The sequence below is a fragment of the Xanthomonas arboricola pv. guizotiae genome, from assembly GCF_002940205.1.
Lineage (GTDB): Bacteria > Pseudomonadota > Gammaproteobacteria > Xanthomonadales > Xanthomonadaceae > Xanthomonas > Xanthomonas arboricola_C.
Window position 1 is genome coordinate 109,770 of record NZ_MDSK01000008.1, and the last position, 18,522, is coordinate 128,291.

Below are 18,522 nucleotides of genomic sequence, written 5' to 3' on the forward strand. Positions count from 1 at the left end.
TGTTTCGCCGACCACTGAGCGTTCCAATCAGACGCTTGCTGCATCCGTGGTGCGCTGCTGATCTTCTGAAAGTGCGCAACGCAACCAGCCGGCAAGCTGGTCGATGCGTGGATCCGGGTTGCGCCTTGCGGCGCACAGCACCCAGCGGCCGCGGGTTGGCGTGAAGCCCCAGGGCGCCAGCAGGCGTCCGGCGGCCAGGTCCGCGGCGACCAGCGGTTGCGGTGCGATCGCCACGCCCAGGCCGGCGGCGGCGGCTTCCAGCAGGTAGACCAGATGTTCGAATTCGGTGCCGAAGCGCAGCGTTTCGGGTGCCACGCCGTGGCGTTGCGCCCATTCCGGCCAGGCCTGCGGGCGCGAGCGGGTGTGCAGCAAGGCGTGGTCGAGCAGGGCAGCGGGCGTTCTGCCAGCCAGCTGCGTCGCCGATGCCAGCTGCGGACTCAGCACCGGGCCGATCCACTCCACCCCCAGCTCGTGCACCTGCCAGTCGCCAGGCCAGGGCGGGGTGTCCAGCAGCAGTGCCGCATCCAGGCCGTCCAGGTCCGGGCCGGGCGGCTGCTCGCTGGCCGACAGGTGCAGGCGTACCTGTGGCAGATCCCGCTGCAGCCGGCCCAGCCGCGGGATGACCCAGCGCGCCAGTAGGCTGCCCGAGCAGCCCAGCACCAGCGGCGCCTCGCTGCTGGGGCGGCGCAATGCCGCCCAGGTGTCGCCGATCAGCGCAAAGCCCTCACCGGTCGCATCGCGCAGCCGGGCGCCGGCGGGCGTCAGCACCAGGCCACGGCCCTGGCGGGCGAACAGCGCCGCGCCCAGGGCCTGTTCCAGCGAGCGCACGTGTCGGCTGATGGCGCCATGGGTCACGTGCAACTCCTGCGCGGCCCGGCTGATGCTCTGCAGACGCGCGGCGGATTCGAACGCGCGCAGCGCTGCCAGCGGTGGAAGTAGGGTGCTCATATGTGAGTTCAGATCACAGGTTGCAGCAATCTTATCGATTTATCGCACACCGCGGCTGCGCTACAGTGACGCCTCTTGTATGACCAGCATCGCTGCAGAGGATTTCCATGTCGGCCCAGCCCATCAGTGACTTTCACGCCTATCCGGACGCTGCCGGCCACTTCGGCAAGTTCGGTGGCCGGTTCGTCGCCGAGACCTTGATCGGCCCGTTGCAGGAACTGGCTGCCGCCTACGACCAGGCGCGCCGGGATCCGGCCTTCATCGCCGAGTACGACAAGGATCTCAAGCATTACGTCGGCCGGCCCAGCCCGATCTACCACGCCGAGCGGCTCAGCCGCGAAGTGGGCGGCGCGCAGATCCTGCTCAAGCGCGAAGACCTGAACCACACCGGCGCGCACAAGATCAACAACACCATCGGCCAGGCCTTGCTGGCCAGCCGCATGGGCAAGACCCGCATCATCGCCGAGACCGGCGCCGGCCAGCATGGCGTGGCCAGCGCCACCGTCGCCGCACGGCTGGGCCTGGAATGCGTGGTCTACATGGGCGCCACCGACATCGAGCGGCAGAAGATCAACGTCTACCGCATGAAGCTGCTGGGTGCCACGGTGATCCCGGTGACCTCCGGCTCGGCCACGCTCAAGGACGCGCTCAACGAAGCGATGCGCGACTGGGTCACCAACGTGCAGGACACCTTCTACATCATCGGCACCGTGGCCGGCCCGGATCCGTATCCGCGCATGGTGCGTGACTTCAACGCGATCGTCGGCCGTGAAGCGCGCGCGCAGATGCTGGAAGACTTCGGCCGCCTGCCGGATGCGATCAGCGCCTGCGTCGGTGGCGGCAGCAATGCGATCGGCCTGTTCCATGCCTTCCTCAACGACCCAGGCGTCAGGATCTATGGCGCCGAGGCGGCCGGCGACGGCATCGCCAGCGGCCGTCATGCGGCTTCGATCGCGGCCGGGCGCCCCGGCGTGCTGCATGGCAACCGTACCTATGTGATCTGCGACGACGACGGCCAGATCACCGAAACCCATTCGATCTCCGCCGGGCTGGATTACCCGGGCGTGGGCCCGGAGCATTCGTTCCTGTCCGACAGTGGCCGCGCGGTCTACCAGGGCATCACCGACGACGAAGCGATGGCCGCCTTCCATCTGTTGGCGCATACCGAAGGCATCCTGGCCGCGCTCGAGTCCAGCCATGCGGTGGCGCAGTCGATCAAGCTCGCGCGCGAGATGCCCAAGGACGCGTTGATCCTGTGCAACCTGTCCGGCCGCGGCGACAAGGACATGCACACCATCGCTGCGCGCGAAGGCGTGCAGGTCTGATGCCACTGCGGCGCGTCACCGTGACCGCGCTGGCCGACCAGCCGGGCGAACAGGCGCTGCTGTCCGCCTGGCTCGACCGCTGGGCGACGCAGATCCGCAGCTGCTCGGAAAATAGCGGCTGCGGCTGCTGCCTGGACAGTTTCGACCTCGAGGTCGAGGCCCAGGCATTGACCGAACTGCCGCCTGCCATGTACCAGGACATCCATTGAAGCGGTCGCGCCGCCTCTAACTTTCTTGCAAGGTCTTTCAATGCGTCGTATCGACCAAACCTTCCAGCGCCTGCGCGCCGACAGCCGCAAGGCGCTCATCCCCTTCATCACCGCCGGCGACCCGTCGCTGGAAGCCACCGTGCCGGTGATGCATGCGCTGGTACGAGCCGGTGCCGACGTCATCGAGCTGGGGGTGCCGTTTTCCGACCCGATGGCCGACGGCCCCACCATCCAGCGCAGCTCCGAGCGCGCGCTGGGCCGTGGTGCCGGCCTGGCCTACGTGCTGGAGGCTGTGCACGAATTCCGCCGCGAAGACGCCACCACGCCGGTGGTGCTGATGGGCTACCTCAACCCGATCGAGATCCACGGCACGCGGCGCTTCGCCGACGCCGCCGTCGCTGCCGGTGTGGATGGCCTGCTGCTGGTCGACCTGCCGCCCGAAGAAGCGGCCGAGACACGCGCCATCTTCACCGAGGTCGGGCTGGCCTTGATTGCGCTGGCCTCGCCGACCACCAGCGAGCAGCGCCTGGACATGCTGTGCAGCAGCGCCCAGGGCTATCTGTACTACGTCAGCTTCGCTGGCGTCACCGGCGCCTCGAATCTGCTCGACACCCATGCTGCCGGCGACCGCCTGCGCCAGCTGCGCCGGCGTGCCGGTGCCCCGGTGGTGGCCGGCTTCGGCATCAAGGACGCCGCCAGCGCCGCCGCAATGGCCGTCGACGCCGAAGGCGTGGTGGTCGGCAGTGCCCTGGTGGCCGCCCTGGCCGATGCGACGGATGTCCGCAGCGCCCGCGAACGCGCCGAAGCCTTCCTGGCCCCGCTGCGCGAAGCGCTGGATAGTTGAAGCTTGTTTGGATCAGTACGTCATGCTGCAGGTTGCACACGCGGCTGCATTGCATACCTTGACCCCGAAATTGGATTCAAGCTTGCAACTTCCGCCGCTTGTGCAACTGCATTTCACTGCGGCAGAAGGGACCTGAATGGATTGGCTTGCGAGCAAGCCGAGTGCCATATTCTCAGTCGCAGAGCCAGTCATAGGGATCTGATAGCCATCGGGGACATCCATCGGTGCGACATAGCCGTACAGGCGGATCCACACCGCATCGCGCCCGCTCGCTTCCACCGGAATGCCCAGGGTCTTTTTGAATGCCAGTAAATCCTTTCTGACATCGGGGGCCGACAACAGGCGTGCATCGATCCGCGGCAAGCTTCTGACTTCGTCAGCACTGGCAAAGGTCGCACCTATTTGATCCTGCCGGACCGGGTACATCGCTGTGCTTCCACCACGGTTGCATTGTGTGCAGTCCGAGCTCATTGCACAGAAAGTCTGACCATTGGGAAGTAACGTGGGGCTGCATCCAGACCCTCCAGGGCAGGCGCAGGTCAGGACGGCGGTCGGGCTGATTGCCCAGACGCCTTTTTCCTGGGTAAACATGAACCAGCCAGTAGGCACCCTTATTGTCATCGAGCCATCTGGATTGATGTGCGACGTCGTCTTGCTCGGAAGCGGCACGTTGGTCTCGGTCCCGCACATCTTTACTTCGGCTTGGCTGCTACCGATAACGGAGATCAGAAGTAAGAGAGCTGCAATGCATGCCGGTGTTCTCATGATCGATCCTTGTTCACTGAGGTTTCCAGGGGGGGCTTGTTTCGTTTGGGCGATGCGCATTTAAACAGGCGTATGGCTGCTGGAGCACTCCAGCCACGATCCCTGGGCGCCAAGTCGCTGATACCATAATCGTGTTGCTTGTAAAAGCCTGTGCCGATGGGCGGCTGGCTGTCCGCTCGACTATCTTGCTGGTGTTTCGCCGCGTAGGTCTGCGAAAGCGCCGGGCGCCGGGCTGGTTTACACTCCGCATTCTGATGCCCCATGGGGCGTGCTTTTACGGAATCAAATGAGCTGGCTCAGCAAATTGATGCCCTCCGGCATCCGCACCGAGAACACCCCGGCCAAGAAGCGCAGCGTCCCCGAGGGCCTGTGGGAGAAGTGCAGCAACTGCGGCAGCGCGCTGTACGGCCCCGAGCTCGAGGAAAACCTCGAGGTGTGTCCCAAGTGCGACCACCATATGGCGATCCGCGCACGCGCGCGCCTGAACTCGCTGTTCGATCCCGACACCGCGACCACCGAGATCGCCGCCCAGCTGGGCCCGGTCGACGTGCTCAAGTTCAAGGACCAGAAGCGCTACGGCGAGCGCATCAAGGCCAGCCAGAAGAGCAGTGGCGAGTACGACGCACTGATCGCCATGCGCGGCACGCTCAAGGGCAATCCGCTGGTCGCCGCGGCCTTCGACTTCGCCTTCATGGGCGGCTCGATGGGCTCGGTGGTCGGCGAGCGCTTCGCACGCGCGGCCGAAGTGGCGCTGGAAGTCGGCTGCCCGTTCGTATGCTTTTCCGCCAGCGGTGGCGCGCGCATGCAGGAAGGCCTGTTCTCGCTGATGCAGATGGCCAAGACCTCCGCTGCGCTCGGTCGCTTGCGCGAAGCCGGCCTGCCCTACATCTCGGTGCTGACCCATCCCACCACCGGCGGCGTGTCGGCCTCGTTCGCGATGCTGGGCGATATCAATATCGCCGAGCCGCATGCGCTGATCGGCTTCGCCGGCCCGCGCGTGATCGAGCAGACCGTGCGCGAGACCCTGCCGGAAGGCTTCCAGCGTTCGGAGTTCCTGCTCGATCACGGTGCCGTCGACCAGATCTGCGACCGCCGCGAACTGCGCGACCGCATCGCCGATCTGACCGCGATGATGATGCGCCAGCCGCATCCGCAGGACGCGGCCGCATGAGGCCAGTGGTTGCGCGCATGCGCGACACCGTCGCACGCGCCGCTGCGCGTGCGTCCACCCGTAGGCAGGAACACCGTAACGCATGAGCAGTCGCAAGTATTTTGGAACCGACGGCATCCGCGGTCGGGTCGGGCAGGGCGTGATCTCGGCCGATTTCGTGCTGCGGCTGGGCAATGCGCTCGGTCGGGTGCTGACCCAGGGCCGCAGCAAGCGTCCGCTGGTGCTGATCGGCAAGGACACCCGGATTTCCGGCTACATGTTCGAAGCCGCGTTGGAAGCCGGCCTGGTCGCCGCCGGCGCCGACGTGCAGCTGATCGGCCCGATGCCGACCCCGGCCATCGCCTTCCTGACCAACACCCTGCGCGCCGACGCCGGCGTGGTGATCAGCGCCTCGCACAACCCGCACTACGACAACGGCATCAAGTTCTTTTCCGCCGAAGGCGAGAAGCTCGACGACGCCACCGAAGCGGCGATCGAGGCCGCGCTGGACGAGCCGTTCCACACCGTGGAATCGGAGCGCCTGGGCAAGGCGATCCGCACCCGCGATGCGATCGGCCGTTACATCGAATTCTGCAAGGCCAGCGTGGCGCGCGGGTTCACCCTGCACGGCCTGAAGATGGTGCTGGATTGCGCGCATGGCGCGACCTATCACATCGCGCCGATGCTGTTCCGCGAGCTGGGTGCGGACGTGGTCGTCATCGGTGCCGCACCGGACGGGCTCAATATCAACGCCGGTGTCGGCTCCACCCATATCGACAACCTCGCCGCCAAGGTGCGCGAGAGCGGTGCGCAGCTCGGCATCGCCTTCGATGGCGATGGCGATCGCGTGCTGATGGCCGACGACCAGGGCAACCCGGTCGATGGCGACGATCTGCTCTACGTGCTCGCGCGCTCCTGGCAGGCCAGCGGGCGGCTCACCGGCACCGTGGTCGGCACCTTGATGACCAACTACGGGCTGGAACAGGCGCTGGCCGCATTGAACATCCCGTTCCAGCGCGCCAAGGTCGGCGACCGCTACGTGCACCAGGCCCTGGTCGAAGGCGGCGGCACGCTGGGCGGTGAGACGTCCGGCCACCTGCTGTGCCTGGATCGCGCCACCACCGGCGATGGCATCGTCAGTGCGCTGCAGGTGCTCGAGGCGCTGGGGCGCGACGGGCAGAGCCTGCGCGAGGCCCTGAGCAGCCTGAGCAAGGTGCCGCAGAAGACCGTCAATGTGCGGCTGGGGGGCGGTGCGGCCAAGGTGATCGTGGAGGCCGCCGGCGTGCAGCAGGCGCTGCAGCAGGCGCAGGCCGCCGTGCAGGGCCGTGGGCGCGCGTTCCTGCGTCCGTCCGGCACCGAGCCGGTGGTGCGCGTGACCGTGGAAGCCGACGACGCCGGCCTGATGCAGGACACGCTCGACCGTCTCTCCGGAGCCGTGCGTGACGCGGCGTGAGTCGCTGATCATCGGTGTGTGCGTGGTCTTTGCCAAGGCCGCGACGTTCTACCTGTTGTATCGCCTGCTGTCCTGAGCGGCAGGCCTTCCTTCCGACTTCCCGACTTCAACTGCAGATATCCGTATGAGCGCCCGCATCCCGACCCTGGACATCACCCGTTTCGACAGCGACCGCGACGCCTTCGTCGCCGAGCTCGGTGCGGCCTATCGGCAGTGGGGCTTTGCCGGCATCCGCAACCACGGCATCGCGCAGGCCGACATCGACGCGGCGTATGACGTGTTCAAGGCGTTCTTCGCGCTGCCCGAACAGGTCAAGCGTCGCTATCACGTCGAAGGCAGCGGCGGTGCGCGTGGCTATACCGCATTCGGCGTGGAGACCGCCAAGGATTCCAAGCATTTCGACCTGAAGGAGTTCTGGCATATCGGTCGCGAGATCGTGGACGATTCGCCGTACCGCGCGGTGATGGCGCCGAACCTGTGGCCCGAAGAGGTGCCCGGTTTCCGTGAGCGCGGCTATCGCCTGTACCAGCAGCTGGACCACCTGGGCTCGCGCGTGCTGTCGGCACTGGCGCTGCATATCGGCCTGCCGCAGGACTATTTCGTCGACAAGACCAACAACGGCAACTCGATCCTGCGGCCGATCCACTACCCGCCGATCACCAGCGACGACATTCCCAATGTGCGCGCCGGTGCGCACGGCGACATCAACTTCATCACCCTGCTGGTCGGCGCCAGCGCGGCCGGACTGGAAGTGCGCTCCAACGATGGCGAGTGGGTGCCATTCACTGCCGACGCCGACACCATCGTGGTCAACATCGGCGACATGCTGCAGCGCCTGACCAACCATGTGTATCCGTCCACCATCCATCGCGTGGTCAATCCGCCGGGCGAGCAGGCGCGCAAGCCGCGCTATTCGGTGCCGTTCTTCCTGCACCCCAATCCGGATTTCCTCATCGACGTGCTGCCTTCGTGCATCACCGCCGACAATCCGAGCCGCTATCCCGAGCCGATTACCGCGCACGGTTTTCTGGAAGAACGTCTGCGCGAGATCAAGCTGAAGTAATCCGTTGCAGCCACGACAGCGCAGCCAGCGGCTGCGCTCGCAGCATCGGCAATGACTTACGCCACAGTTTGATTCATAAATCCTGCTGGCGGCCGGTTAAAGCTTGCATTCACCTCAGCCGATAACCCAGGCTGATCGCTAGCGCGACGTCGGACTCGCCTGGCGCCCGCTGCCGATTGCACTAGGCTTGGGGGGGCGCATGCGGATGCAGTGGTTCAAACGGATCGGTCCGGTTGCGGGGCTGCTGGCGTATTGCGCCGCAAGCTGTGCGTGGGCGACGCCGCTCAGCGTGACCGTTGTCGATGCCAACGGCATGTTGGTCGATGCGGTGGTCAGCCTGGAGCCTGCGCGTCCACTGGCCGCCGGGGGGGCGCCCAGGACCGTCGAGATGGATCAGGTCAATTCGCAGTTCGTGCCTGCGGTGCTGGTGGTGCGCACCGGCACCCTGGTGCGGTTCCCCAACAACGACCAGATTCGCCATCAGGTCTATTCGTTTTCTGCCGCAAAGCGGTTCGAGTTGCCGCTGTTCCAGGGCAGCACGGCCGCGCCGGTGCGCTTCGACCAGGCTGGGCTGGTGACGGTCGGCTGCAATATCCACGACTGGATGCTGGGCTATATCGTGGTGGTGGACACGCCGTATTTCGGCAAGACCGGCAGCGACGGTCGCGTGCAGCTGGATGCGCCGGCAGGCAGCTACACCTTGCGGGTCTGGCATCCGCGCATCCAGGGCGGCGCGCTCGCCGAGCCGGTGGCGCTTGCGCGCGAGGCCGCGCAACGGCGCGTGACCTTGCAGACCACCGGCCCCGCACCAGCGGTGGCACCTCCGGATGCGCGGGTGCGCGCGCTGCAGGACAAGTTCCGCCGCGCCGACCCGCAGAAGCCCAAGCCATGAAGGCCATGCGCCTGCATACCCGCATCGCGGCATTTCTGGTGCTGGTCGTGCTTGTCACGCAGGCGCTGACCCTCATCGCGGTGCAGGTCGCCACCGAGCGCAGCGTCAAGGCGCAGCTCGGCGAAGAGCTGCAGATCGGCGAGCGCGTCTGGCAACGCATCAATCTGCGCCGCGACGAACAACTGCTGCAGTCGGCCTCGGTGCTGGCCGACGATTTCGGTTTCCGCGCAGCCGTGGCCAGCGGCGATGTGCCGACCATGCAATCGGCATTGCGCAACCACGCCGCGCGAATGTCGGCGCAGACCGCGCTGCTGCTGGCGCCGGATGGCGGATTTTTGACCGGGCTTGCCGATCTGCCGCAAGCCGAACAACTGCGCGCGGTGCAGACCCTGCTGCTGCAGGCGCAGCGCGATGGGCGTGCGGTGGGCGTGGTCGCGCTGGACCAACGCATCGTGCGGCTGGCGGTGGTGCAGGTGCTGGCACCGAGCCGGGTGGGCTGGATCGCGATCGGCAACGAATCCGGTGAGGGTCTCGCGCAGGATTTCCGTTCCACCACCGGATTGGATGCGACCTTCTTCACCGATGGTCCGCCGGTGCGGGTGCTGGCGTCCACGCTGGAGCCGGCCGCGCGCGCCGAGTTCGCGCAGCAGTTGCCGACCGCCGAACGCGCGCAGGGCGCGGCGGTTGCGTTGACGCTGGCCGAGTCGCGCTACCTGGTCAAACTGCAGTCGATCCAGGGCGACAGCCATGTGCGGGTTGCGTTGCAGGCCTCGCTGGATCGCGCGGTGGCGCCTTATCGTGTGCTCAAGTTGCGCATCCTGCTGTTGGCGGGCCTGGCCACAGCTGCGGCGCTGGGTGTGGCGATCTTCCTGGCGCGCAGCGTCAGCAGGCCGGTCGCGCAGCTGGTACAGGCAGCGCGGCGCATCCAGCGCGGCGACTACCACACCGCGGTCGCGGTGCCCTCCGGGCGCGAACTGGCCGAGCTGGCCGACAGCTTCGGGCGCATGCAGCAGCAGATCGCCAGTCGCGAGCAGCACATCCTGCATCAGGCGCGCCACGACGCCCTGACCGGTCTGCCCAATCGCATCTGGCTGCTGGAGCGGCTGAAGGAGGTGGTGGAGCAGACCGTGGCGTCCGGCGGCACGGCCGCGGTGCTGATCCTGGATCTGGAACGCTTCAAGGAACTCAACGACAGCCTGGGCCACGATTTTGCCGACCAGGTGCTGGTCGAAGCTGGCCGCCGCCTGGCCGACGTGGTGCAGGAACCCAACCTGGTCGGGCGGCTGGGCAGCGACGAATTCATGGTGGTGGTGGCGCAGACCGACGTCACCACTGTGCAGCAGGACGCACAGCGCCTGCTGCTGCAGTTGCGCCGCCCGCTGGCGCTGCCGCAGGCGCGCATCCAGCTGGAAGCCAGCATCGGCATCGCCCTGATTCCCGAACACGGCGCCGATCCGGACACCTTGCTGCGGCGCGCGGACATCGCACGGCGCCAGGGCGGCAATGTCACCACCGTCGGCGCCAGCGTGTATCGCCTGGGCCAGGACGAGCAGCATCTGCGCCGGCTGCGCCTGACCGGCGATCTGCGCCAGGCCATTGGCGGCAACGAGCTGAGCTTGCGCTTCCAGCCCAAGATCTGCCTGTGCAACGATCGCGTCGAACAGGTCGAGGTGCTGGTGCGCTGGCAGCATCCGGTGCTCGGGGCGATCGGCCCGGACGAGTTCGTTCCGCTGGCCGAGCATTCCGGCGTGATCCATCCCTTGACCCGCTTCGTGCTGGACGAGGCGCTGCGCTGCCAGGCGCAATGGCGCAGGCAGGGGCTGGAACTGGGCATGGCGATCAATCTCTCCGCGCTGGATCTGTCCGACCCCGGCCTGCCGGATTACCTGCGTGGCCGTCTGGAACATCACGCGGTGCCGGCGCAGTCGGTGACGCTGGAACTGACCGAAAGCGCGCTGATGCGCGATGTCGAATCGGCGCTGCACATGCTGCATCAGCTGCGCAGCGTCGGCGTGCGCCTGTCCATCGACGACTTCGGCACCGGCTATTCCTCGTTGGCACAGCTCAAGCGCATGCCGGTGAACGAATTGAAGATCGACAAGAGCTTCGTCATGCAGCTGGCCGAGGGCACCGACGATGCGTTCATCGTGCGCAGCACGATCGATCTCGGGCACAACCTGGGCTTGAGCGTGGTCGCCGAAGGCGTGGAGAACGCCACCGCGCTGGGGCTGCTGCGCGGTTATGGCTGCGACATGGTGCAGGGCTATCTGTATTCGCCGCCACTGGAAGAAGTACCGCTGGTCGCCTGGTGCATGCGGCAACTCGATCTGGCGCCGGTGGCGCAGGCAGGCGTGCAGCGATGAGCAAATGGCCAGGTGCGCTGCTGTCTGCTGCACTGGCCGGGCTGGCCAGCGCGCCCGCGTCGGCGATCGCCGGCGACGGACGCCTGCTCGCCACCGGTGGCGTGTCGATGATCGAAGGCAGCAGCGGTGGCGGCATCGTGCCGTGGGCCACGCTGTCGGGCTACGGCACCCGCGACGAACTCGGCAGCGTGCTGTTTGCCACGCATGTGGACAGCGGCGATTACCGGCTCGACGTGCAGGGTGCCGCGCTGACGGTCGGCAACCGGCTGGAACTTTCGCTGGCGCGGCAACGGCTGGATCTGGGCACCCTGCAGGATCGGCTGGGCCTGCCATGGAATGCGCTTGGCCAGGAGGTGTTCGGCGCCAAGCTGCGGGTCTACGGCGATCTGGTCTACGGACATGCGCCGCAGGTCAGCGTGGGCGTGCAGTACAAACGCCTGCGCGATGGCACGCTGCCGCTGGCGATCGGCGCGCGTGACGATCACGGCACCGACGTCTATGTCAGTGCCAGCCGGTTGTTCCTGCAGGCCGCGGGCGGCTATCAACTGCTGCTCAACGGCACGCTGCGCGCGACCCGCGCCAATCAGACCGGCTTGCTCGGTTTCGGCGGCGATCGTCGCAACGCCCATCGGCTGGTCGGCGAAGCCAGTGCCGCTATCGTGCTGTCGCCGGCGTGGGTGGTCGGCGTGGAATATCGCGACAAGCCGGACAATCTCGGCTTCGCCCGCGAGCAGGCCTGGGCGGATGCATTCGTGGCCTGGTTTCCCAGCAAGCATGTGTCCCTGGCCGCGGCCTGGGCCGAGCTTGGCGACATCGCCACGCTCACCGACCAGCGCGGTCCCTATCTTTCCCTGCAGGTGGCGTTCTGATGAATCGACGGCTGCGCTGGCCCTTGCTGTGCATGCTGGCGCTGATGAGTGCCTGCGCCACCACGCAATCGCGCCCCACGCTCTATGACGAACTCGGGGGGCAGGCCGGCATCGAAGCGCTGGTGGAGGCCATGCTGTCGCGCATCGCCGATGACCAACGCATCGTCGACACGTTTGCGCGCGTCAACATCGTGATGCTCAACGAGCGCCTAGTGCAGAAGTTCTGCCATGTCGCCGACGGCCCGTGCCCGGATACCGCCAAGTCGATGCAGCAGGCGCACGCGCACCTGGCCATTCGCGAAGGCGACTTCAATGCGCTGGTGGAGGATCTGAACTGGGCGATGGATCAGCGCAAGATTCCGCGCCGCACGCAGAACCGTCTGCTGGCGCGATTGGCGGCCATGCATGGCGAAATCGTCAACCACTGAGGGGGTTGCATCGCTGCCGCGCGCAGCGATGGGCGCGCGTGGTCGCTCCTCGCAACAACATGTTTCCAGCCACGGACTGCGGCTCTGGGCGGGGCTGTCCATGGCATCCGACGTCCGCTCGCGACGTGTTGCCAGTCGCCCTGCGCCGTAGAGAAGCGTGAGGCCGCCGCCGGTATCGGTCGTGGCCAGTGGCAACCGACCAATTGGCTGCGGCAACGGAGCCACGTCACCGGTGTGGAATTGCAGGCGCGCGATGCCGCAGGCCGCCGCTGCGCCGCCGCCTCACTGCAATGGACGCACCCGCTGCGATCCGCGCGCCATCAGGCGCAGTGCGAGCGCATGCGGCACCACGCGTAGGGCCGCGTTGACCAGGCGATAGCGCCAGCCCGGCACGGCCAGCACCTGGCCACGCTCCAGCGCGGCAATGCCGTACTCGGCCACGTCGTCGGCCTGCAGCCACGCCCAGCGGGGCAGGGTGGACATCGCCGCGCGGGTGCCGGTGACATCGTGAAACTCCGACCAGGCAAAGCCGGGACACAGCGCGCAGACCTTGACCGCGCAATCGGCGTTTTCCAGCGCCAGCGATTCGCTGAAGCGCAGCAGGAAGCTCTTGCTGGCGGCGTACAGCGTCTGCCCGTCGGCACCCGGCGTCAGTGCGGCGAACGAGGCCACATTGAGGATGCGGCCCTGGCCGCTGGCGCGGATCATCGGCAGCAGCCGCCAGGTCAGCTCGCACACCGCGCCCACCATCACCTGCAGAAAGCGTGCATGCGTGGCCCAGTCGTTGTGCAGATAGCGGTCCGGCACGCCGTAGCCGGCGTTGTTGACCAGGGTGCCTACCGTCCAGCCACTGCGCTGGATCTGCCCAACCAATGCTTCGACCGCGGCGGCATCGCCCAGATCGGCCGGCACCACTTCCACCCGCACCAACGGCCGCAACTCCTCGGCCAGCGCCTGCAGCCGTTCGACCCGGCGCGCGGTCAGGATCAGCGGCACGCCACGCCTTGCGTAGGCGCGCGCAATCTCGCGGCCGATGCCGCTGGAGGCGCCGGTGACCAGCGCGAACACAGGCGAAACGGACATGGCAGGTTCCTGGTGGAGGAGGGGGAGGACAGGCAATGGACAGAAGTGTGCCGGTTGCCGACAGGGCATGGGCTATTCTGTCGCCTGTCTTCCACTCAGGAACCTGCGCCTGATGCGTCGAAAGATCGTTGCCGGAAATTGGAAGCTGCATGGCAGCCGCGCCTTTGCCACCGAACTGGTGGCCCAGATCGCCGCGCACATGCCCCTGGAGGGTGTCGATGTCGTCATCCTGCCGCCACTGCCTTACCTGGGCGACCTGATCGAGGATTTCGAGGGGCGTCACCTGCGTTTCGGTGCCCAGGATGTCAGCAGTAACGAGAAAGGCGCCTATACCGGCGAAGTCTCGGCCACGATGCTGGTCGATGTCGGCGCCGAGTACGGGTTGGTCGGCCACTCCGAACGGCGCCAGTATCATCACGAGAGCAGTGAGTTGGTGGCGCATAAATTCGCCGCCGCCACGCATGCCGGGCTGATCCCGGTGCTGTGCGTGGGCGAGTCGCTGGAACAGCGCGAGGCCGACCAGACCGAGGCGGTGCTGCGCGCCCAGCTCGAGCCGGTGCTGGCGCTGGTGGGCAGCGCGGGCTTCGCCCGCGCCGTGCTCGCTTACGAGCCGATCTGGGCCATTGGCACCGGCCGCACCGCCAGCCCGGAGCAGGCCCAGGCGGTGCACGCGTTCCTGCGTGGCGAAGTCGCGAAGGCGGATGCTAGAATCGCCGATGCGTTGCCCATCCTGTACGGGGGCAGTGTCAAGCCCGATAACGCGAGCGAGCTGTTTGCCCAGCCCGACGTCGATGGCGGGCTGGTCGGAGGCGCCTCGCTGGTCGCCGAGGATTTCCTGGCCATCGCGCGCGCGGCGGCCGCTTGTTAACCCATTAAGTTTTGTCCGGGGACGGATTTCGAAATGCTGATGTTGATCCTCAATGTGGTCTACGTGCTGGTCGCGCTGGCGATGATTGCGCTGATCCTGATGCAGCGTGGTGCGGGTGCGGCAGCCGGTTCCGGCTTCGGCGCCGGCGCGTCGGGCACCGTGTTCGGCTCGCAGGGCGCGTCGAACTTCCTGTCCAAGTCGACCAAGTGGCTGGCGGTGGTGTTCTTCAGCATCAGTCTGTTCATGGCGTGGTACGCCACCCACGGCGCACGTCCGACCGACCAGAACCTGGGCGTGATGTCGCAGTCGGCCACCCCGGCGCCTGCCGCAGCGGGCGAGCTGACCCAGCCGTTGCCGCAGGCGCCGGCCGCCGGCGCAGTCCCGACCGCTCCTTCGCAGCCAGTGCCGGCCGCAACTCCGGCTGCAACGCCGGCGCAGTCCGCACCGGTACAGCAGGCGCCTGCGGCACGCGAAGAAAACGCTTCAGAACCAGCACAAAAACGCTGAAGCCGGTTACAATACGCTGCGCACTGGGATGCCCAGCGGCGCAACGTATGCCCAGGTGGCGGAATTGGTAGACGCACTACCTTGAGGTGGTAGCGACTTAGGTCGTAGGGGTTCGAGTCCCCTCTTGGGCACCATTGTTTGGCTGCAGTTCCTGCGCATCGCCTGTCGCGCGCAGGGCCTGCCTATACCCCATGCCGGCACGCGGCGCGTGCGGGCAGAGGCAAGAGAGAATCGCTGTGCTGGCCGAATATTTGCCGAGTCTGCTGTTTCTGATCGTCGCCACCGGTATCGGCATCGTGCTGATGCTGGTCGGTCGATTCCTCGGTCCGCGTAGTCCGGACCCGCGCAAGCTCTCGCCTTACGAGTGTGGCTTCGAAGCCTTCGAAGACGCGCGCATGAAGTTCGATGTGCGCTACTACCTGATCGCGATCCAGTTCATCGTGTTCGATCTGGAAATCATCTTCATCGTGCCGTGGACGCAGGTGTTCATGGAGATCGGCGCACGTTCGCTGGTCACCATGGGCCTGTTCGTCGGCATGTTGTTCCTCGGCTTTATCTACGTGTGGAAGAAGGGAGCGCTGGAATGGGAGTGATTCAGACCCTGGATCGTCTGATGACCAACCCGATGCCGGAAGGCCGGGTGGAAGACATCCTGCGCCCGGAAGGCGAAAACCCGCTGCTCGAGAAGGGCTACGTGACCACCAGCGTGGATGCGCTGCTGAACTGGGCGCGCACCGGCTCGATGTGGCCGATGACCTTCGGCCTGGCCTGCTGTGCGGTCGAGATGATGCATGCCGGTGCGGCGCGCCTGGACCTGGACCGCTACGGCGTGGTGTTCCGCCCGTCGCCGCGCCAGTCCGACGTGATGATCGTGGCCGGTACCCTGGTCAACAAGATGGCTCCGGCGCTGCGCAAGGTCTACGACCAGATGCCGGATCCGAAGTGGGTCATCTCGATGGGCAGCTGCGCCAACGGCGGCGGCTACTATCATTATTCGTATTCGGTGGTGCGCGGTTGCGATCGCATCGTGCCGGTGGACATCTATGTCCCGGGCTGCCCGCCGACCGCCGAGGCGCTGGTCTACGGCATCCTGCAGCTGCAGAAGAAGATCTGGCGTACCCAGACCATCGCGCGCTGACACCCGTCTTCTTCTACCGAGAGCAGCCAAGCCCCCATGGCAGAGCAAGCATCCTCCTTCACTGACCGACTTGCGGCACGTTTCGCCGGTGCGCAGATTTCCGTGGCGTTGCCGCGCGGCGAAGTGACGCTGGAAGTCGCTGCCGCCGATTGGCACGCCACCTGTCTTGCATTGCGCGACGAGCTCGGTTTCGAGCAGCTCAGCGACCTATGCGGCGTCGATTACCTGGGCTACGGCAGCGACGAGTGGGATACCGCCGACGTGTCGTCGCAGGGCTTCAGCCGCGGCGTCGAAGGCAAGGCCGTCGGCCGTTTTGCCTGGGGCGAATTTCCCAGCCAGGAAAGCTCCGACGGCGCGCAGCCGCAGCAGTTGCCGCAGCAGCGTTTTGCGGTGGTCGCGCAGCTGATCTCCTACCAGCACAACCAGCGTCTGCGCGTGCGTTGTTACGCACCGGACGAACAGGTGCCGGTGGTGGCATCATTGACCGATATCTGGCCAGGCGTGAACTGGTTCGAACGCGAAGCCTTCGACCTGTTCGGCATCGTCTTCGATGGCCATCCGGACCTGCGCCGCATCCTGACCGACTACGGATTTGTCGGCCATCCGTTCCGCAAGGATTTCCCGCTGATCGGCAACGTCGAAGTGCGTTACGACGATGAGCGCAAGCGTGTCGTGTACGAGCCGGTGACCTCGGTCGAGCCGCGCGTCGGTGTGCCGCGCGTGATCCGCGACGACGCCCGTTATGAGACTGCCGCTGGTGAAGTGGGCAAGTCGGAGACCGCCAAGTGAGTGAGTTCCGCCAGGCAACCGATGCCTTCGCGAGCAATCCTGTCGAAAGCAAGCAGGAAATCCGCAATTACACGATGAACTTCGGCCCGCAGCATCCTGCGGCGCACGGCGTGCTGCGCCTGATCCTGGAAATGGATGGCGAGACCGTGGTACGTGCCGATCCGCATATCGGCCTGCTGCACCGTGGCACCGAGAAGCTGGCCGAATCCAAGCCGTTCAACCAGTCGGTTCCGTACATGGACCGTCTGGATTACGTGTCGATGATGTGCAACGAGCACGCCTACGTGCGCGCGATCGAGTCCCTGATGGGCATCGAAGTGCCCGAGCGTGCGCACTATATCCGCACCATGTTCGACGAGATCACCCGCATCAAGAACCACCTGATGTGGGTTGGTTCCAACGCGCTCGACCTGGGCGCGATGGCGGTGATGCTGTACGCGTTCCGCGAGCGCGAAGAATTGATGGACGTCTACGAGGCGGTCAGTGGTGCGCGCATGCACGCTGCCTACTACCGTCCCGGCGGCGTTTATCGCGATCTGCCCGATCGCATGCCCAAGTACAAGGAATCCCGCTGGCACAAGGGCGGGGCACTGAAGAAGCTCAATGCAGCGCGCGAAGGCTCGATGCTGGACTTCCTCGAGGATTTCACCAATACGTTCCCGTCGCGTGTGGACGAGTACGAGACGCTGCTGACCGATAACCGTATCTGGAAGCAGCGTACCGTCGACGTCGGCATCATCAGCCCGGATCTGGCGCGTGCCTGGGGCATGACCGGTCCGATGCTGCGTGGCTCGGGCATCGAATGGGACCTGCGCAAGAAGCAGCCGTACGCCAAGTACGACGCGGTGGAGTTCGACGTGCCGGTCGGCACCAATGGCGACTGCTACGACCGCTATCTGGTGCGCGTGGCCGAGATGCGCGAGTCCAACCGCATCATCAAGCAATGCGTGAAGTGGCTGAAGGCCAACCCCGGCCCGGTCATGGTCACCAATTTCAAGGTCGCTCCGCCAAGCCGCGAAGGCATGAAGGACGACATGGAAGCGCTGATCCATCACTTCAAGCTGTTCAGCGAAGGCTACTGCGTGCCGGCCGGCGAAACCTATTGCGCGGTCGAAGCGCCCAAGGGCGAGTTCGGCTGCTACCTGATGTCCGATGGCGCCAACAAGCCGTTCCGCGTGCATCTGCGCGCGCCGGGCTTTGCGCATCTGTCGTCGATGGACGCGGTGGTGCGTGGCTATCTGCTGGCCGACGTCGTGGCGATGATCGGTACTTACGATTTGGTTTTCGGTGAGGTTGACCGATGAAGGCGACGGGTAATTTCGAAGCGGCGCGCGACGTCGATCCGCAGGTGGTGCTGAGCGACAAGACGCGCGCGCACATCGATCACTGGTTGAGCAAGTTCCCGCCCGATCGCAAGCGTTCGGCGGTGCTGCAGGGCCTGCATGCTGCGCAGGAGCAGAACCAGGGCTGGTTGACCGACGAGCTGATCGTCGGCGTGGCCAAGTATCTGGACCTGCCGCCGGTGTGGGCCTACGAGGTCGCCAGCTTCTACTCGATGTTCGAGACCGAAAAGGTCGGCCGCCACAATGTGGCGTTCTGCACCAACATCAGCTGCTGGCTCAACGGCGCCGAAGATCTGCTGGCGCACGCGGAAAAGAAACTGGGTTGCAAGCTGGGGCAGTCCACGGCCGATGGCCGCGTCTACCTCAAGCGCGAAGAAGAGTGCCTGGCGGCCTGCTCTGCGGCGCCGATGATGGTCATCAACGGCCATTACCACGAGCACCTGACGAAAGAGAAGGTCGACGCGCTGCTGGACGGGCTGGAGTAA

General features: G+C 66.1%; 20 protein-coding genes and 1 tRNA gene. 18 read left to right on the plus strand and 3 right to left on the minus strand.

Features of this window, described 5'->3' with window-relative positions; genetic code table 11:
• Positions 1-27 precede the first annotated feature (27 nt).
• Positions 28-948: a LysR family transcriptional regulator gene (locus tag XarbCFBP7408_RS06990; protein ID WP_104562333.1), complete on the minus strand. Its 921-nt coding sequence runs from the start codon at positions 946-948 to the stop codon at positions 28-30.
• A 107-nt stretch (positions 949-1,055) separates the two neighbouring features.
• On the opposite strand from XarbCFBP7408_RS06990, the gene trpB reads away from it, so the two are divergent.
• From trpB to trpA, 3 genes are read left to right on the plus strand one after another with little or no spacing between them, the layout of a single operon-like run.
• On the plus strand, positions 1,056-2,273 hold the full coding sequence (trpB, locus tag XarbCFBP7408_RS06995) for a tryptophan synthase subunit beta (protein WP_104562334.1): 1,218 nt from the start codon (positions 1,056-1,058) through the stop codon (positions 2,271-2,273).
• Positions 2,274-2,293: 20 nt separating this feature from the next.
• Positions 2,294-2,482, plus strand: coding sequence for a hypothetical protein (locus XarbCFBP7408_RS07000; protein WP_146094140.1), 189 nt, complete (start codon positions 2,294-2,296; stop codon positions 2,480-2,482).
• A 40-nt stretch (positions 2,483-2,522) separates the two neighbouring features.
• A complete protein-coding gene (gene trpA / locus XarbCFBP7408_RS07005) occupies positions 2,523-3,326 on the plus strand; it encodes a tryptophan synthase subunit alpha (RefSeq protein WP_104562336.1) in 804 nt (267 codons plus the stop codon).
• Between the two features lie 12 nt (positions 3,327-3,338).
• Here trpA and XarbCFBP7408_RS22320 read toward each other — a convergent pair whose 3' ends face one another.
• Complete coding sequence (locus XarbCFBP7408_RS22320; RefSeq protein WP_146093745.1) at positions 3,339-4,151, minus strand: hypothetical protein; 813 nt, start codon at positions 4,149-4,151, stop codon at positions 3,339-3,341.
• A 226-nt stretch (positions 4,152-4,377) separates the two neighbouring features.
• On the opposite strand from XarbCFBP7408_RS22320, the gene accD reads away from it, so the two are divergent.
• The 7 genes from accD to XarbCFBP7408_RS07040 all read left to right on the plus strand — a co-directional run bounded on the left by accD (position 4,378) and on the right by XarbCFBP7408_RS07040 (position 12,309).
• Positions 4,378-5,262 (plus strand): acetyl-CoA carboxylase, carboxyltransferase subunit beta, encoded by an 885-nt coding sequence (gene accD / locus XarbCFBP7408_RS07010; protein WP_104562337.1) that lies wholly within the window; start codon positions 4,378-4,380, stop codon positions 5,260-5,262.
• 82 nt (positions 5,263-5,344) lie between these two features.
• Entirely contained in the window at positions 5,345-6,694 is a 1,350-nt protein-coding gene (gene glmM, locus XarbCFBP7408_RS07015) for a phosphoglucosamine mutase (RefSeq protein ID WP_104562338.1), read from the plus strand.
• A 124-nt stretch (positions 6,695-6,818) separates the two neighbouring features.
• Positions 6,819-7,757 (plus strand): isopenicillin N synthase family dioxygenase, encoded by a 939-nt coding sequence (locus XarbCFBP7408_RS07020; RefSeq protein WP_104562339.1) that lies wholly within the window; start codon positions 6,819-6,821, stop codon positions 7,755-7,757.
• A 205-nt stretch (positions 7,758-7,962) separates the two neighbouring features.
• Positions 7,963-8,649, plus strand: coding sequence for a methylamine utilization protein (locus XarbCFBP7408_RS07025; RefSeq protein ID WP_104562340.1), 687 nt, complete (start codon positions 7,963-7,965; stop codon positions 8,647-8,649).
• A complete protein-coding gene (locus XarbCFBP7408_RS07030) occupies positions 8,646-11,012 on the plus strand; it encodes a putative bifunctional diguanylate cyclase/phosphodiesterase (protein WP_104562341.1) in 2,367 nt (788 codons plus the stop codon). The genes XarbCFBP7408_RS07025 and XarbCFBP7408_RS07030 overlap by 4 nt, the downstream gene beginning before the upstream one ends.
• Positions 11,009-11,881, plus strand: a complete 873-nt coding sequence (locus XarbCFBP7408_RS07035) for a DUF3034 family protein (protein ID WP_181106728.1) — start codon at positions 11,009-11,011, stop codon at positions 11,879-11,881. Before XarbCFBP7408_RS07030 ends, XarbCFBP7408_RS07035 begins: the two co-directional genes overlap by 4 nt.
• On the plus strand, positions 11,881-12,309 hold the full coding sequence (locus tag XarbCFBP7408_RS07040) for a group I truncated hemoglobin (protein ID WP_104562343.1): 429 nt from the start codon (positions 11,881-11,883) through the stop codon (positions 12,307-12,309). Before XarbCFBP7408_RS07035 ends, XarbCFBP7408_RS07040 begins: the two co-directional genes overlap by 1 nt.
• 282 nt (positions 12,310-12,591) lie before the next feature.
• On the opposite strand, the gene XarbCFBP7408_RS07045 is transcribed toward XarbCFBP7408_RS07040, so the two are convergent.
• Positions 12,592-13,392, minus strand: coding sequence for an SDR family NAD(P)-dependent oxidoreductase (locus tag XarbCFBP7408_RS07045; RefSeq protein ID WP_104562344.1), 801 nt, complete (start codon positions 13,390-13,392; stop codon positions 12,592-12,594).
• Positions 13,393-13,504: 112 nt separating this feature from the next.
• On the opposite strand from XarbCFBP7408_RS07045, the gene tpiA reads away from it, so the two are divergent.
• The 8 genes from tpiA to nuoE all read left to right on the plus strand — a co-directional run bounded on the left by tpiA (position 13,505) and on the right by nuoE (position 18,522).
• Entirely contained in the window at positions 13,505-14,260 is a 756-nt protein-coding gene (gene tpiA, locus XarbCFBP7408_RS07050; RefSeq protein WP_104562345.1) for a triose-phosphate isomerase, read from the plus strand.
• 33 nt (positions 14,261-14,293) lie between these two features.
• Positions 14,294-14,767 (plus strand): preprotein translocase subunit SecG, encoded by a 474-nt coding sequence (secG, locus tag XarbCFBP7408_RS07055; RefSeq protein WP_104562346.1) that lies wholly within the window; start codon positions 14,294-14,296, stop codon positions 14,765-14,767.
• A gap of 49 nt (positions 14,768-14,816) precedes the next feature.
• Positions 14,817-14,901, plus strand: a tRNA-Leu gene (locus XarbCFBP7408_RS07060).
• A gap of 102 nt (positions 14,902-15,003) precedes the next feature.
• Complete coding sequence (locus tag XarbCFBP7408_RS07065) at positions 15,004-15,360, plus strand: NADH-quinone oxidoreductase subunit A (RefSeq protein ID WP_003485539.1); 357 nt, start codon at positions 15,004-15,006, stop codon at positions 15,358-15,360.
• Positions 15,351-15,905 (plus strand): NuoB/complex I 20 kDa subunit family protein, encoded by a 555-nt coding sequence (locus tag XarbCFBP7408_RS07070; RefSeq protein WP_016944318.1) that lies wholly within the window; start codon positions 15,351-15,353, stop codon positions 15,903-15,905. The genes XarbCFBP7408_RS07065 and XarbCFBP7408_RS07070 overlap by 10 nt, the downstream gene beginning before the upstream one ends.
• Positions 15,906-15,941: 36 nt before the next feature.
• Positions 15,942-16,694 (plus strand): NADH-quinone oxidoreductase subunit C, encoded by a 753-nt coding sequence (locus tag XarbCFBP7408_RS07075; RefSeq protein ID WP_104562347.1) that lies wholly within the window; start codon positions 15,942-15,944, stop codon positions 16,692-16,694.
• Entirely contained in the window at positions 16,691-17,998 is a 1,308-nt protein-coding gene (locus tag XarbCFBP7408_RS07080) for an NADH-quinone oxidoreductase subunit D (RefSeq protein ID WP_016902995.1), read from the plus strand. Before XarbCFBP7408_RS07075 ends, XarbCFBP7408_RS07080 begins: the two co-directional genes overlap by 4 nt.
• A complete protein-coding gene (gene nuoE, locus XarbCFBP7408_RS07085) occupies positions 17,995-18,522 on the plus strand; it encodes an NADH-quinone oxidoreductase subunit NuoE (RefSeq protein WP_016902996.1) in 528 nt (175 codons plus the stop codon). Before XarbCFBP7408_RS07080 ends, nuoE begins: the two co-directional genes overlap by 4 nt.